The 14464-nt window shown below is 72.4% G+C and carries 13 protein-coding genes and 1 riboswitch; of the genes, 7 read left to right on the top strand and 6 right to left on the bottom strand.

What is annotated here, in order from left to right:
* Nucleotides 1-152 precede the first annotated feature (152 nt).
* The 3 genes from M8C13_RS12525 to M8C13_RS12515 all read right to left on the bottom strand — a co-directional run bounded on the left by M8C13_RS12525 (nt 153) and on the right by M8C13_RS12515 (nt 2972).
* Complete coding sequence (locus M8C13_RS12525; protein WP_252480710.1) at nt 153-956, bottom strand: trypsin-like serine protease; 804 nt, start codon at nt 954-956, stop codon at nt 153-155.
* 126 nt (nt 957-1082) lie between these two features.
* Nucleotides 1083-1883, bottom strand: a complete 801-nt coding sequence (locus M8C13_RS12520) for a trypsin-like serine protease (RefSeq protein ID WP_252480709.1) — start codon at nt 1881-1883, stop codon at nt 1083-1085.
* Nucleotides 1884-2129: 246 nt separating this feature from the next.
* Nucleotides 2130-2972: a trypsin-like serine protease gene (locus M8C13_RS12515; RefSeq protein ID WP_252480708.1), complete on the bottom strand. Its 843-nt coding sequence runs from the start codon at nt 2970-2972 to the stop codon at nt 2130-2132.
* Nucleotides 2973-3109: 137 nt separating this feature from the next.
* Here M8C13_RS12515 and M8C13_RS12510 point away from each other — a divergent pair, with 137 nt between their 5' ends.
* Nucleotides 3110-4012 carry a M15 family metallopeptidase gene (locus M8C13_RS12510; RefSeq protein ID WP_252480707.1) on the top strand — a complete coding sequence of 301 codons (903 nt, stop codon included), beginning with the start codon at nt 3110-3112 and terminating at the stop codon, nt 4010-4012.
* A gap of 474 nt (nt 4013-4486) precedes the next feature.
* Here the strand turns inward: M8C13_RS12510 and M8C13_RS12505 are convergent, their stop codons facing one another.
* A complete protein-coding gene (locus M8C13_RS12505) occupies nt 4487-5581 on the bottom strand; it encodes a M48 family metallopeptidase (protein ID WP_252480706.1) in 1095 nt (364 codons plus the stop codon).
* Nucleotides 5582-5940: 359 nt separating this feature from the next.
* On the opposite strand from M8C13_RS12505, the gene M8C13_RS12500 reads away from it, so the two are divergent.
* Complete coding sequence (locus M8C13_RS12500) at nt 5941-6264, top strand: hypothetical protein (RefSeq protein WP_252480705.1); 324 nt, start codon at nt 5941-5943, stop codon at nt 6262-6264.
* Between the two features lie 207 nt (nt 6265-6471).
* Nucleotides 6472-6864 (top strand): hypothetical protein, encoded by a 393-nt coding sequence (locus M8C13_RS12495; protein ID WP_252480704.1) that lies wholly within the window; start codon nt 6472-6474, stop codon nt 6862-6864.
* Here the strand turns inward: M8C13_RS12495 and M8C13_RS12490 are convergent.
* A complete protein-coding gene (locus M8C13_RS12490; RefSeq protein WP_252480703.1) occupies nt 6861-9770 on the bottom strand; it encodes an AAA family ATPase in 2910 nt (969 codons plus the stop codon). The genes M8C13_RS12495 and M8C13_RS12490 overlap by 4 nt on opposite strands.
* A 123-nt stretch (nt 9771-9893) precedes the next feature.
* On the opposite strand from M8C13_RS12490, the gene M8C13_RS12485 reads away from it, so the two are divergent.
* Together M8C13_RS12485 and M8C13_RS12480 are read left to right on the top strand one after the other, a co-directional pair.
* On the top strand, nt 9894-10841 hold the full coding sequence (locus M8C13_RS12485; protein WP_252480702.1) for an alpha/beta hydrolase: 948 nt from the start codon (nt 9894-9896) through the stop codon (nt 10839-10841).
* A 145-nt stretch (nt 10842-10986) separates the two neighbouring features.
* Nucleotides 10987-11190: a PspC domain-containing protein gene (locus tag M8C13_RS12480; protein ID WP_252480701.1), complete on the top strand. Its 204-nt coding sequence runs from the start codon at nt 10987-10989 to the stop codon at nt 11188-11190.
* Between the two features lie 73 nt (nt 11191-11263).
* Here the strand turns inward: M8C13_RS12480 and glyA are convergent, their stop codons facing one another.
* A complete protein-coding gene (glyA, locus tag M8C13_RS12475) occupies nt 11264-12535 on the bottom strand; it encodes a serine hydroxymethyltransferase (RefSeq protein ID WP_252480700.1) in 1272 nt (423 codons plus the stop codon).
* Nucleotides 12536-12569: 34 nt separating this feature from the next.
* Nucleotides 12570-12657, bottom strand: a riboswitch (ZMP/ZTP riboswitch).
* 93 nt (nt 12658-12750) lie between these two features.
* Between glyA and M8C13_RS12470 the strand changes: the two genes are divergently transcribed.
* Nucleotides 12751-13296 carry a YbhB/YbcL family Raf kinase inhibitor-like protein gene (locus tag M8C13_RS12470; protein ID WP_252480699.1) on the top strand — a complete coding sequence of 182 codons (546 nt, stop codon included), beginning with the start codon at nt 12751-12753 and terminating at the stop codon, nt 13294-13296.
* A gap of 4 nt (nt 13297-13300) precedes the next feature.
* On the top strand, nt 13301-14464 hold the full coding sequence (locus M8C13_RS12465) for a VanZ family protein (RefSeq protein WP_252480698.1): 1164 nt from the start codon (nt 13301-13303) through the stop codon (nt 14462-14464).

Below are 14464 nucleotides of genomic sequence, written 5' to 3'. Positions count from 1 at the left end.
CGGTGGCGCGGGCGGACAAGTCGAGTCGGCGAACGCAACCCACGCGGGTGACCTTGGCTGGACAAGCCGGAGACAGCCCGATGGGGCGGCCCGCGTGCACGGACCGCCCCATCGGGGTGCAGGGATATTCAGTTGTGGCCTTGCGGCAGGGGCTAAGAGGCGATCTGCTGGCTCAGCACCGCGTGGTACGGAGCGATCCGGGCGTACACGCCGGGGTAGTTCGGCGAAGCGCAGCCACGGCCCCAGGAGGTGGCGCCGATGAGCTTGCCGCCGACGATCAGCGGGCCGCCGGAGTCACCCTGGCAGGTGTCCACGCCGCCCTGCGGGAGACCGGCGCACACCATCGAGGTGTTGCTGTACTGCGAGTACGCCGTCTTGCAGGTCTGGTCCGAGGTCAGCGGCACGTTCGCCTTGAGCAGGTAGCGCGAGGCGGAGCCGCCCGAGCTGGTGGTACCCCAGCCGAGGATCAGCCCGCTCTGGCCCGCGGCGTAGAGCGCGGTGTCCGACGGGGTGGCCAGCGGCACGGTCGGGCCGCTGATGTTGCGGTCCAGGGTCAGCACCGAGACGTCGTAGCCCGCGGTGGCGGTGGCGTAGCTGGGGTGCACCCAGATCTTGGTGACCCGGGCGACGGTGCCCGCGGTGCTCTGCTTGTCCTCGCGGCCGTGCACCACGAAGGTGCTCGACGGGGAACGGCCCTTGGTGCAGTGCGCCGCGGTGACGACCTTGTTCGCCGCGACCAGGGTGCCGCCGCAGAACTGGCCGGAGCCGGAGCTGCCGGAGGCCAGGTACACCGTGTACAGGTGCTCGCTGATCGATGCCCGGGTGCCGCCGACGATCAACGGGTCGACGTCGGATGACGGCGAGGCGTTCACGGCCGCCGCGGAGGAGAAGCTGACCGCCGCGACCGCGGCGACGATGCCGAGCATTCGGCCAAGGCGACGCAGGGTTACCGCCATGGTGGGGCTCCTTTTCTCGTGCCCTCGAACGAGTGGGAGACGCATACCAAGAGCAACAGAGGAGTGACCCGCCACACAACGGTCGTTCGGTGTGGGCCAATTGGGCGGCGGGCCACTCCGTGCCTGTTAAGAGCCGATTTGCGCAGCCAGCTGGCTGTAGTAGCTGGACACGCGGGCGTACACACCGGGCTTGCCGGCCTGTGCGCAACCCTCACCCCAGGAGGTGATTCCGACCAGCTTGCCGCTCACCACGAGCGGGCCGCCGGAGTCGGCCTGGCAGGTGTCCTTGCCGCCCTGCGGGTAGCCCGCGCAGACCATGGACGCACTCTTGTACTCCGAGTACGCGCTCGAGCAGGTCTGGTCGGAGGTCAGCGGCACGACGACCTGACGGAGCGTGTCGGAGTAGTCGCCGTTGCCGGTGGTGTCGCCCCAACCGAGCGCGCGAGCCTGGGTGCCGGCCTGGTACAGCCCCGAGTCCGCGGGCTTGGCCAGCGGCAGGGTGGTGTAGTTGAGGCTGCGGTCCAGCGTCATCACCGCCACGTCGTCACCCTGGGTGACGCTGCGGTAGTTCGGGTGCTGCCAGATCTTGGTCACCCTGGCCGTGTGGCCCTGGCTGGTGCGCAGGTCGGTGCGGCCGGCCACGATCTGCCAGCGGGAGGCGGCCTTGCCCGCGGTGCAGTGCGCGGCGGTGACGACCTTGTTCGGCGCGGCGAGCGTGCCGCCGCACCACTGCTGGCCATCGAGCAGCAGCGCGACGGTCCAGGGGTATTGCTGGGTGGTGGCCGCGGTGCCGCCGACGATCAACGGGTCGACCGTCGTCTCCGGCGGCGGTGCCGCGCTGGCCATGGCGCCGGGCGCCAGGCCGAGGGTCACGGCGGCTGCCGCGACCCCGATGAACTTGACCAGGCGATGCAGGGTGGTCGCCAACGGTCACTCCTTCCCCGTGCCCTCGTACGAGGTCCCAGCCCAGGTGGCCGGGTTGCGCTGTAGGCAACGCGAGGAGTGTTTGCGCCGACAACCGCCCTTCGTCGTGACCCGTTCGGCCTAATCAGTTTCTGGCCGTGCGGACCACTGCTGAGCAGGCAGAACCCAGCTCAGGACGGCGTGGTTAATCTGTTGTTGCGTGAAGACGTAATGATCGGAAACGCGGCGTTTACCAGTCGGACTGAATTTTCACCTGGGCGCGCGGCGCTGGCCGAGCTGGGCGTTGATCAGGTCGAGGTAGTTGCCGATCTTGGTGTAGACGCCGGGCTTGTTCTGCTGGGCGCAGCCCTCGCCCCAGGAGGTGATCCCGATCAGCCGTCCCTCGGCGACCAGCGGACCGCCCGAGTCGCCCTGGCAGGCGTCGATGCCGCCCTTGTCGTACCCGGCGCAGAACATCTCGGCCGGGTCGTAGGTGCGGTAGGGCCGGGCGCAGCTGGTGTCCGGCAGCACCGGCACGGTCGCCTGCATCAGGTAACGGGAGGTGGGCCCGGCCTCCTTGGTCGCGCCCCAGCCGACCACGGTCGCCTTGGTGCCCGGCCGGTAGCGCGGGTCGTTGTGCTCGGCCAGCGGCAGGGTCGGCACGTCGAAGGCCTCACCGAGGGTGAGCACGCCGAGGTCGTCGCCGTTGAACACCGACTCGAACTCCGCGTGCGTCCAGATCCGGTTGACCGGCAGCACCCGGCCAGTGGTGCGGCTCTGCGTGTCGGTGCGCCCGGCGACCACCCTGATGTCGGCGGGCGCGCGGTTGACCACGCAGTGCGCGGCGGTGAGCACCTTGGTCGGCGCGATCAGGGTGCCGCCGCAGTACTGGTTGCCCGCGCGGCCGGTCAGGTAGACCGCCCACGGGTGCGCCGAGGTGTTGGTGGTGGTGCCGCCGACGATCCGGGCCGAGCGCAGCTGCACGTCGTCGCGCTGGGCCTCCGGCGCGGACGCGGGGCTCAGCACCGAGTAGACCAGTCCGCCGAGGAGCACCAGCGCCGCCGCGGGCGCCAGCAGCCACCACCGGTTGCGCGGCGGTTCGGTGTTCGTCATCGACATACCTCTCACGATCGGCACGCTGTGCGACTGATCGGGCACCCAGCGCACGCACGGGGAAGCATACTCCGTCGTTTGGTCGAGGGATTACTACGCTGAACGGGTGTAGGCGCGGTTCATGCCATGCTGGACGGGTGGGGAGCGGAAGCTGGGCCGGCACGGCGGTCGCACTGGGTCTCGCGGTGGCACTGACCGCTTGTCAGGGGCCGGCGGAGCCGGTGACCACCAGCACGCCCGCGCCGCCGCTGACGTTCCGGTTCGAGACCAGCACCCCGCCAGCCAGCACCCCGCCGCCCAGCAGCGCCCCGCCCGGCGGTGAGCAGCGGCCCGCTCCCCCGCCGCCGATGTGGACGGTCGGCGCGCGACCGCTGCCCAAGCGGCCGGATGGTTTCGGGCAGGTGCTGCCCACCCCGCCCGAACTGGCCCAGCGCAGACTGCCCAGCGCGGACCGGCTGCCGCCGCCGAAGGACGGGCGGTTCGCCTCGGTCGTGGTCCCGGTGCCGGCCGAGGTGCTCGCGCGCAGCACCTGGCAGCCGGACTGCCCGGTCGGCAAGGACGAGCTGCGGTACCTGACCGTGTCGTTCTGGGGATTCGACGACCGGCCGCACACCGGCGAGCTGATCCTGGCCGCGGGTGTGGCGGAGAAGGTGCGCGCGGTGTTCGAGCGGCTGTACGCGGCCCGGTTCCCGATCGAGGAGATGCGGGTGACCGCCAAGGCCGAGCTGGACGCCCCGCCCACCGGCGACGGCAACAACACCAACGGCTTCGTCTGCCGCCCGGCGCGTGGGCAGACCCGCTGGTCCGCACACGCCAAGGGCCTCGCGGTGGACCTCAACCCGTTCGCCAACCCCTACCTGCGCGGGGACCTGGTGCTGCCGGAGCTGGCCTCGGCGTACGTGGACCGGCGGCAGCGCAAGCCCGGCATGATCCACGCCGGGGACGCGGTGGTGCAGGCCTTTGGCGCGATCGGGTGGACCTGGGGCGGGACTTGGCGGACACCCAAGGACTACATGCACTTCTCCGCCACCGGGGACTGAGCGGGGCCGGAGGCCGGCGGCCGGGCGACGGACGCGGGGTCGGACGGCGGGCGCGGGGTCGGACAGCGGGCGCGAGGCCGAGCGGCGGGCTCGGGGCTGGCGGCGGGCGCGAGGTCGAGCGACGGACGTGGGGCTGGCGGCGGGCGCGAGGTCGAGCGACGGGCACGGGGCCAAGGGACGGGCGCGGGGTCGAGCGACGGACGTGGGGCCAAGGGACGGGCGCGGGGTCGAGCGGTGGGCGCGCGGGCCAGGCGACGAACGCGGAGCCGGGTGTCGGGCGCGCGGGCCGGGCACAGCACGGGGGCTGGGCAGCGCTGGAGTCGGGCACAGCACGGGGGCCGGGCGGCGCGGGGGTCGGGCACAGCACGGGGCAGACACAGCGCTGGGGTCGGGCCAGCGCGGGAGTCGCGCGCAGCGGAACCGCCCGCCGAGCCGGGGCTCAACGGGCGGTTGTGTTCCGTGGGAGCGCTCGGCTCAGTTCGCGGACGGGCCGGAGGCCTTGCCCGCGTCGCCGCCGCTGTCGCCGCGGTTGCTGTCGCCGCGGTTGCCGCCGGTGAAGGAGTTCCACACCTTGCCCGCGGTGTCCGAGACCAGGTTGCCGACCTCGCTGAGGACCTTGGCCAGGGGGTCCGCCGAGGAGGTGATGGCCTCCTTGTAGGACTTCGCCGCGCCCTTGATGTCGTCCTTCCAGTTCGAGGTGGTGCTGTCGTCGCCGCGGCGCGGGTAGTTCCCGGCCAGGATGTCGCGGTACTGCTCGCTCGCCGCCCACTGCTGCAGGTCGGCGGCCCGCACGACGGGCAGCGGGTGGGTGAGCCCGTCCAGGTGGATGAGCTTGAGCACGCTGTCGCGCACGTCCTCCACGCCGTCGTAGTCGGCGGCCTGCTTGAGGTACTCGGCGGTGTCGATCTTGGTGGGGTCGGTGACCCCGGAGAGGATCATGTGCACCCGCAGCGCCACGGCCGCGTCCTGCACGCACAGCAGGCCGGCGCGGTCGGCGGAGAGCTGGGAACGGCGGTGCCAGTCCTGCAGCGCGAGGATGATCGCGCGCAGGCCCCAGTACCCGACCGGCATCCAGGCCATGCCCGCGGCCAGGCCGATCAGGCGGCGCAGGATCGTGTAGTACAGGACGTGCCCGGACAGGATGTGGCCCATCTCGTGGCCGAGCACGAACCGGAGCCCTTCCTCGTCCAGCAGCTCGACCAGTCCGGTGGTGATGACGATGAACGGCTCGTCCATCCCCATCGCGTAGCTGTTGGGGTGCGGGTCGCGCGCGACGAAGAGGTCGGGCACCTGCTCGAGGTCGAGCGCGGTGGCGCATTCGACCCGGAGGCGGTGCAGCTCCGGGTACTGGTTCTCCGAGACCTTGATCGAGGTCGCCAGGGCGAGCAGGCGTTCGCTGCGCTCCGGAAGGGCGCCGTAGATCGCCTTGAGGACGGCCGGGAAGCCGGGCACCGCGCGTGCGGTGGCCAGGGCGCCCCGGTCGGCCGGGTGTTCGTAGGCCCTCGGGCTGATCTGTGGGAACCGGGTGCGCCCAGTCGCCACGGGCACCTGGGCCGCGTCGTCCGCCATCGTCAACCCCCGTTAGTCGGTGTAAAGCGGTACTGCATTCGAGCGTACAGACGCGTGCGCGCTCGTGCGGTCGGTCTCAGGGACAACTCAGGGACAACTCAGGGTCCGGCACTTCGGTAGTCCGAATAGGCCGGGCGGCCCAGCCTTCGGACCTGGACGGCGCAGCCGGGTGCGGATGGCCGAAGTACTGAGGAAATTCAGCGAAGGTGAGAACTACACCTATTCCGAAGTGCGGTTCCGCTTTTCTGCGGCTTCGGTCGCCGGTCTTGTCCGCGATTACCGCGCACTGTTCTGATTCTCCCGTCGGACCGCGACCCGGCATGGCAATGACAAAATCTCCGAATTAATGGGAGTGAACAATGCGCAACGTGACCAAGTTCCTGGCGGCAGGCACCTCCGCGCTCGCCCTCTCCGCCGGTCTGCTGCTGACCGGCGGCATCGCCTCCGCCGCCCCGGCGGCCACCGCCGCCGAGCAGTCGGCCGGCTTCCACCTCTCGAGCGCCACCGTGCTGTCGGCGACCACCAAGAAGCTCACGCTGAAGCTCGCCTCCGGCGCCACCGTGGACGTGCACCTGGGCAAGGACACCCGGATCGAGGGCTCGCTGGCCGTCGGCGGCAAGGTCAACGTCCGCGGCATCAGCGTCGCGGGCTCGCTGCTGGCGAACCTGGTGATCGTGCTCTGACCCAAATATCGCAATCGAACCACCGGCGAGAGTGACCGTGGTCAACCGATTTGGTGGATCTCGGTCACTCTCGGCCGTTCGCATACCTGTGGGTAATGACGAATGGGATGAGAATGGCCCATCCACCCTGCCATCTCCCTAGTGATGAATGTTCACTGGGAGTTGAGCCCGATCTGGGCTCACGCTAGGAACGAGGGAGCCAGGACAATGCGATCCTTCACCAGACGAACCGTCGCCACCGTTGCCGCCACCGCGATGTCAGCAGGATTGTTCCTCATCGCCGCACCAGCCATGGCAGCGACCCCTGCACCGGCAGCGACCAGCACGGTCGCCGCCGCGGCCGACCACGATGACTACGACTACGAGGACGCCGAGGTGGTCGCCGTCCTCAAGGGCGCCATCAAGGTCAGGCTGGACACCGGCGAGATCATCAAACTCAGGGTCGGGTCGGGCTGCACGATCCTCAAGGGTGGTGTCCGGGTCGACCTGGGCTCGATCAGGGTCGGGCTGAAGGTCAACATCAACCTTGGTCTCCGGATCAACATCCTCGGTATCAGGATCAAGATTGCCGGGCTCGCCGGACTGATCTCAATCGGCTAATCGCCGCCTGGCGCACGCCGGACCCACGACTGGCCGCCGCTCCTGCTCAGCAGGGCGGCGGCCAGTTGCGAGCGGCGGGCGATGCCCAGCTTCCGGTAGATCCTGGTCAGGTGCTGTTCCACCGCCCGCGAGGTGACCAGGAAGCCCTCCGCGATCTCCCGGTTGGTCCGGCCGCGCACCACCTGCTCGGCGATCCGCAGCTCGTGCGGGGTCAGCTCGCCGCCGTCCACCGCCGCGCCGCGGCGCGGTTCGCCCAGGCCGGCGGCCTGGCGGCGGATCGAGTCGGCGAGCACGTCCGCGCCGCAGTCCTCGGCCAGCCGCAGCGCGCGCCGCAGCAGCGCGCCGGCCTGGGTGGTCTTGCCCTGGGCGCCCAGGTGCAGCGCCAGCTCGGCCAGTGAGCGGGCCAGCTGGGGGCGGGCCGGGGAGTTCTCCAGGTGACGCACCGACTCGGTCAGCAGGGTGGTCCGCTCGGCCTCCGGCGCGGTCAGCGCGGCGGTGCGCAGCGCGACGCCCAGCGGGCCGGGTCCGCCCCAGCGGCGGGCCAGCGCGAGCTCCTCGGCGGCGAGCCGTTCGGCCTCCGCGCGCCGGCCGGTGACCAGGTAGAGCGGGACCGCGCAGGAGCGCCACAGCAGCAGCGCGCGGTCGGTGACCCCCCGGTCCAGGAAGCGCTTTCCGACCTGTTCGAGGTCGGCCAGGCCGCCGCTGAGGTCGCCCAGGGAGGCCCGCAGCAGGCCTCGGACCAGCAGCAGGTAGTTGTAGCGCCAGCCCGCGGGCAGCTCGTCGGCCAGGCCGCGGTCGTGCAGCAGGTCCGCGGCGGCCGGGGCCTCGCCGCGTTCGAGCAGGATCTCCACCAGGGTGGCCACCGCGAACAGGGTGGCGCTGCGGGTGCCGGTGCGCAGCTCGTCCAGCACGGCCAGCGCGGCGCGGGCGTCCGCCTCGGCCTCGGCCAGCGCGCCGCGGCGGCAGCGGACCTGGGCGCGCAGGCCGAGCGCGGCGGCGGCGCGCAGCGAGTAGCCGAGGCGGCGGGCCGCGGTGAGCAGCTCGGTGCAGTGCGCCTCGGCCAGGTCGAGGCGTTCCAGCACGAACAGTCCGGCGACCAGGTAGGCGAACTCCCAGCGTTCGGCCAGCTCGGCGCCGGGACCGGCGACCGGCGTGCCGCCGCGCTGGGCCCAGGCGCGCAGCACCAGCGGCTCGGCCTCGGCCGCGCTGGGGCCGCCAACCGCGGCCTGGAAGGCGAGCAGCGTGTCGGCGAACCGGCTGGCCCGCATCGAGCCTGCCGCGCCGCGCAGTCCGGCCAGGCGGTGCGGCAGATCGGGCTGGACGTGGCAGTCGTCGACGTGCAGGCACAGCACGGACAGCCGCAGCTGCCTGGCCAGGTCGGCCTCGTGCGGCTCGACCCTGGCAGCGGCGCGCTCCAGCAGGGCGATGCCCTCGGCGTGCCGGTCGGCCTCGCCGAGCTCCTGGGCCAGCGCGTGCGCGGCCTTGGCGGCCAGCACCGGGTCGGTGTCCTCGCCGGTCAGCTCGGCCAGGCGGGCCGCGGCGGTGTCCGGGTCGACCTGCAGCTCGGTGAGCGCGAGCTCCAGGCGCAGCTCGGCCAGGTCCTCGGCGGGCTGGGGTTCGGCGAGGGCGCGGCGCAGGCAGCGCACGGCCAGCTCGGGGGCGCCGTTGGCGGCCGCGCCGTGGGCCGCGCGGATGAGGGTGCCGGTGATCCAGTCGCCGGTGACCGCGCCGGGTCCGGTGGCGGCCAGGTGCGCGGCGACCTGTTCGGCCGGGGCCGCGGTGGCGTGCAGGTGCCGGGCGGCGCGGGCGTGCGCGATCTGCTGTTCGGCCGCGCTGACCTCGGCCGCGAGCGCGCCCGCGACCAGGCCCTGGGCGAAGGTCAGCGGTTTGCCGTCGGCGAGCACGCCGAGCCCGGTCAGCTCGCGGGCGGCTTCGGCGGCCTCGGCCGGGTCGAGTCCGGCGGCCGCGGCGGCCAGGTCCAGCTCGGCCGCGCCGAGCACGGCCAGCGCCCTGGCCAGGCGGGTCACCTCGGGTGACTGGGCGTGCAGGCGTGGCAGCAGCAGCTGGGCGATCTGCCGCTCGCCGAACTCGGGCACCTCGGCCGCGTGCGCCGCGGTGGGCGGCACGCCGGCGGCCCGCACGGCACGGGCCAGCTCGCCGAGCAGGTACGGGTTGCCGCCGGTGGCCGTGGCGCAGGCGGCGGCGAACTCGGGCTCGACCGGCTCGCCGAAGGCGGCGGTGAGCAGCTCGGCGCAGTCCCCGGTGGCCAGGCCGGTGAGTGTGAGCGGCCGGCCCGCGGTGACCAGGTCGTCCAGTGCGGCCGGGTCGGCGACCTCCCGGCCCGCGCCGCGGGTGACGGCCAGCAGCACCGGCAGGCCGTGCAGCCGGCGGCGCAGGTAGGCCAGCCAGCGCAGCGAGGGCGGGTCGGCGGCCTCGACGTCGTCCACCGCGATGACCAGCGGCGCGGTCGCGGCCAGGTTGGCGGTGAAGCGGAACAGGCCGTGCAGGGCGGCGTAGGTGTCCAGCGCGGGCCGCTCGCCGTGCAGGCCCTCCCAGCCGAGCACCCGTTCGGCCAGCACCGCCGGTCCGGCCAGCAGGTGCTGCCGGCTCTCCGCGGGCGCGGTGAGCAGCACCGGTTCCAGCAGCTGCCGGACCACGCCGAAGGCGAAGTCGCGCTCCACCGGGGCGGCCTGCGCGCTGAGCACCAGCAGGCCGTCCTGCTCGGCCTGCTCGGTGAGCGCGCGCAGCAGGGTGGTCTTGCCCATGCCCGCGGCGCCGGTGACCAGGACCGCGCGGGGCAGGCCGGCGGCGGCGTCGGCCAGCAGGGCGCGCAGGCCGGCCAGCTCGGCGCGACGCCCGGCGAGGAGGCGGTCGCGCTCGGGCGTCCATGGTCGCTGGCGCGTCATCGGCTGCTCCTCGAAGGCCACTTCCGGGGCTTCGCGGCGGTGCGAGTGCTGAATGGTGGAAGCCTAAGAACCGCTGGGACGGCGGGCCAGTCCACATTGGATTTTGTGGTACAGACTGTCCCTGTGACAGCGGACTTCCTGGGTGAGGCCTATAGCGCGCGGACGATCAAGCTGGCCGCGGTCCGGAATGTGGACTCGGTGGCCACGCTGGTGCGCTACCCGGCGAAGTCTCCCGGTAAGGGCGCTTTGCTCTACGTGCACGGTTTCTGCGACTACTTCTTCCAGACCCACGTCGCGGAGTTCTTCAGTGAACTCGGTTATGACTTCTACGCGCTGGACCTGCGCGCCTATGGCCGGTCGTTGTTGCCGGCCCAGCTGCCGAACTACGTCACCGACCTGGCCGAGCACTTCGAGGAGCTGGACGCCGCCGCCGAGCTGATCCGGCAGGACGGGCACGAGCGGCTGGTGGTGATGGCGCACTCCACCGGCGGGCTGATCACCCCACTGTGGGCCGATGCCCGGCGCGGTCGGCTGCCGCTGGACGCGATGGTGCTGAACAGCCCGTGGCTGGACCTGGCCGAGCCCTGGTTCAACCGGACCATCGGCACCGCGATCGTCCGGCTGGTCGGCCGGTGGCTGCCGAAGCTGGTGGTCAAGCCGACGCTGGCGCCGACCTACGCGCACAGCCTGCTGCGCGCCCACCACGGCGAGTGGGACTACAACCTGGCCTGGAAGCCGATCGAGCACTTCCCGGTGCGGATGGGCTGGCTGCGCGCGGTGCGCCGGGGGCACGCGCAGGTGCACGCCGGGCTGGACGTGGGCGCGCCGGTGCTGGTGCTGTGCTCGGACAAGAGCCTGCTGCACCGCAAGGTGTGGGAGCAGGCGGCGGGCAACGCGGACACCGTGCTCGACGTGGAGCAGATCGCCAGGTGGGCGCCGCGGCTGGGCCGGGAGGTGACCGTGACGCCGGTGCCGGGGGCGCTGCACGACGTGTTCCTGTCCGCGCCCTCGGTGCGGGAGCGGGCGCTGGCCGAGGCGGGGAACTGGCTGACCTCGCGCACGGCGCTGTAGCGGCCGCGGGGCAGCCGCCCCCAGTGTCGGCCGTCACCCGGAGTGAAAATATCGGGGTCTCCCCTGAGGTACGCGGGCCGCGAAACGGGGAATGTGAATGGGGAAGCGGCCGCAGCGAGCGGCCCGACCCCAGGAGGTACTCACGATGTCCGCCCCGATCAGGTCGCGACGGCTGGCCCGGTCGCGCAACAGTGTGTTCTTCGGCGTGGCCGGTGGCCTTGCCGAGTACTTCGGCTGGAAGCCCGGCACGGTGCGGTTGCTGTTCGTGGTCTCGTGCGTGCTTCCTGGCCCGCAGTTCCTGCTCTACCTGCTGCTGGCGCTGTTCATGCGCTCGCCGGAGAAGTACTGAACCGCGTTGAGCTGACCTGAGCTGACGGACCCCCGCCGTGCCACCGGCGGGGGTCCGTCTTTCTTTTGTCAGCTCAGACCTGCGGGGCCCAGCCCGGCATCGGGTAACCGGCCATCAGCTCGGCGACCTCGGCCGCGATGCGCTCGATGGCCGCCTCGTCGTTCTCCCCGGCCGCGGTCACCGCGCGGTCCATCCACTCCGCGACCTGCGGCATCTGCTCCACGCCCAGGCCACGGGTGGTGATGCCCGCGGTGCCCAGCCGGATGCCGGAGGGGTCGAACGGCTTGCGCGGGTCGAACGGCACCGTGTTGTAGTTCAGCTCCACGCCCGCCCGGTCCAGCGCCTTGGCCGCGGGCTTGCCGCCGATGCCCTTGTTGGTCAGGTCGGCCAGGATCAGGTGGTTGTCAGTGCCGCCGGAGACCAGCTCGAAGCCGCGCGCGAGCAGCGCCTCGGCCAGTGCCTTGGCGTTGGCCACCACGGCGTGCGCGTACTCGCGGAAGGCCGGGCCGGAGGCCTCGCCGAGGGCGACCGCGATGGCGGCGGTGGTGTGGTTGTGCGGGCCGCCCTGCAGGCCGGGGAAGACCGCCTTGTCCAGTGCCTTGGCGTGTTCGGCGTCGGACATCAGCATCGCGCCGCGCGGGCCGCGCAGCGTCTTGTGCGTGGTGGTGCTGATGACCTGGGCGTGCCCGGCCGGGCTGGGGTGCGCGCCACCGGCGATCAGGCCCGCGATGTGCGCGATGTCGGCGACCAGGATGGCGCCCACCTCGTTGGCGATCTCGGCGAAGGCCGGGAAGTCGATGGTGCGCGGGATCGCGGTGCCGCCGCAGAAGATCAGCTTCGGCCGTTCGGCGCGGGCCAGGTCGCGCACCTGGTCCAGGTCCACGGTGCCGGTCTCCTTGCGCACGCCGTACTGCACGGCGCGGAACCACTTGCCGGTGGCCGAGACGCTCCAGCCGTGCGTGAGGTGGCCGCCGGAGGGCAGTGCCATGCCCATCACGGTGTCGCCCGGTTCGGCGAAGGCCAGGTAGACGGCCAGGTTGGCCGGGGAGCCGGAGTAGGGCTGCACGTTGGCGTGGTCCACGCCGAAGAGCGCCTTGGCCCGGTCCACGGCCATGGTCTCGATCGGGTCGACCAGCTGCTGGCCCTCGTAGTAGCGGCGGCCGGCGTAGCCCTCGGAGTACTTGTTGGTCAGCACGGTGCCGGTGGCTTCCAGCACCGCTTCGGAGACGTAGTTCTCCGAGGCGATCATGCGCAGCTTCTCGAACTGGCGGCCGGCTTCGGCCTGCACGAGTTCGGCGAGCACCGGGTCGGCATGGGTGAGGTGGGGCAGGGCGGGCTGGTGCATGGACGAGTCCTCCTCGCGGCACGGCAACGGGTTCCGGCTGCGCCCAGGCGTACGGCGCGCACCGATCCGTGCCGCTCCCCGATGGTTGGTTCCACCCGAACACGCCAGTCGCGACAGGGGTGATCCTACCGCGCGACGGGGTAGGACAGGGGTGGATAGGGTGATCCGCAGCCGCGGTGCCCATGACCCGCGAGACCCCATTTCTTGGAGTGCCGATGAGCCTCGAACGTCCCGTCGCCCCCGACCCCTACAGCCTGCTGCCCCCGGTCGGCTCCTTCACCGTCACCTCCGCCGACGTGGCCGACGGCGAGCAGCTGACAAACGCGCAGGTGTTCAACGGGATGGGGCTGTCCGGCGAGAACCGCTCCCCGCAGCTGAGCTGGAGCGGCTTCCCCGCCGAGACCAAGAGCTTCGCCGTGACCTGCTTCGACCCGGACGCGCCGACCCCGTCCGGCTTCTGGCACTGGGTGGTGGTGGACGTGCCCGCCTCGGTCACCGAACTGGCCACTGACGCGGGCCGCGCGGACGGTTCCGGGCTGCCCGCGGGCGCCTTCCACGTGCGCACCGACTTCGGCTCGGAGGGCTACGGCGGGGCCGCGCCGCCCGCCGGGGACCACCCGCACCGGTACATGTTCGCGGTGCACGCGCTGGATGTGGAGACCCTGGGCGTGGACGCCTCGGCCACCCCGGCGGTGGTCAGCTTCAACCTGGTGTTCCACACCCTGGCGCGGGCCGTGATCAGCCCGGTCTTCGCGCACTGACCGGATGGGAGTCCGGGTCTTACCGGCCTGGGTCGCGGGCATCGCCGCGGTCGTACTGGCCCTGGTGCTGTTCGTGCCCTACGTCGCCGTGCGCTACCGCAAGCGCGGCGACCTGGGGGCCGGCGATGTGGCGGTGGCCTTCGCCTTCCTGCTCTACCTGCTGGCGCTGCTCGCCTATGTGATGATCCCGCTGCCGCCGGTGGGCCCGGACTTCTGCCAGCAGTTCGGCGTGCGGGCGCAGTGGCAGCCGCTGCACGTGCTCACCGAGTGGCCCTCGGTGCACGGCTGGCGGGACCTGCCCAGGGTGGCCGCGGACGGCAGCTTCCGCTCCTTCGCGCTCAACGTGGCCCTGTTCGTGCCGCTGGGCATGTTCGTCCGGCACCTGTTCCGGCGCGGTTTCTTCGCCAGCGCGCTGATCGGCGCGGGCGTGTCGCTGCTGATCGAGCTGACCCAGCTGACCGGGATCTGGTGGGTCTACCCGTGCGCGTTCCGGATCTTCGACGTGGACGACCTGATCTCCAACACCACCGGCGCGGCGCTGGGCGTGCTGTTCGCGCCGCTGCTGCGGCTGGTGCCCGGTCAGCGGGCGGTGGCCGACGCTGAGCTGCCGCGGCCGGTGACCCGGTGGCGGCGGTTGCTGGCGATGGTGTGCGACCTGCTGCTGGTGTGGTGGGCCGGGAACGTGTTCGCGCTGGTGGCCGGGCTGGGCGGGGTCGCGGGGCCGTGGGTGCCCGCGTGGGCGCAGTGGTGGTTGCCCGCGGGGATCTTGCTGGTGCTGACGATGGTGGCGCGGGGCGCGAGTCCGGGGCAGGTGATCGTGCGGCTGCGGCCGGTGGCGGCCGGGGACGGTGCGCGCCGGGGGCCGGGGGCGGGCGCGCGGGCGCCTGGGCCGGTGGCGCTGCTGGTGCGCTGGCTGATCGGGCTCGGCGGGGTGGCCGGGCTGCTCGGGTTCGCCGCGGCGCCGACCGAGGTGCCCGGTGCGGACATCGCACTGTGGCTGGCGCTCGGGTTGTTGCTGGCGCACGCTGTTTCGGCGGTTTTCGGGCGGGATCAGCGGGGAATCTCCGGGCGGCTGGCCGGGTTGCAGGTCATCGACGCCCGGGTGCCCGTGGCGGTCAGCGACCCCGCCGATGGCAGGCGGACCACGAGCGACAGGCAGGATGGATAG

This window comes from Crossiella sp. SN42, from assembly GCF_023897065.1.
Taxonomy (GTDB): Bacteria; Actinomycetota; Actinomycetes; order Mycobacteriales; family Pseudonocardiaceae; genus Crossiella.
Note: the sequence above shows the minus strand (reverse complement) of the source record. Positions and strands in the feature narration are given on the sequence as shown.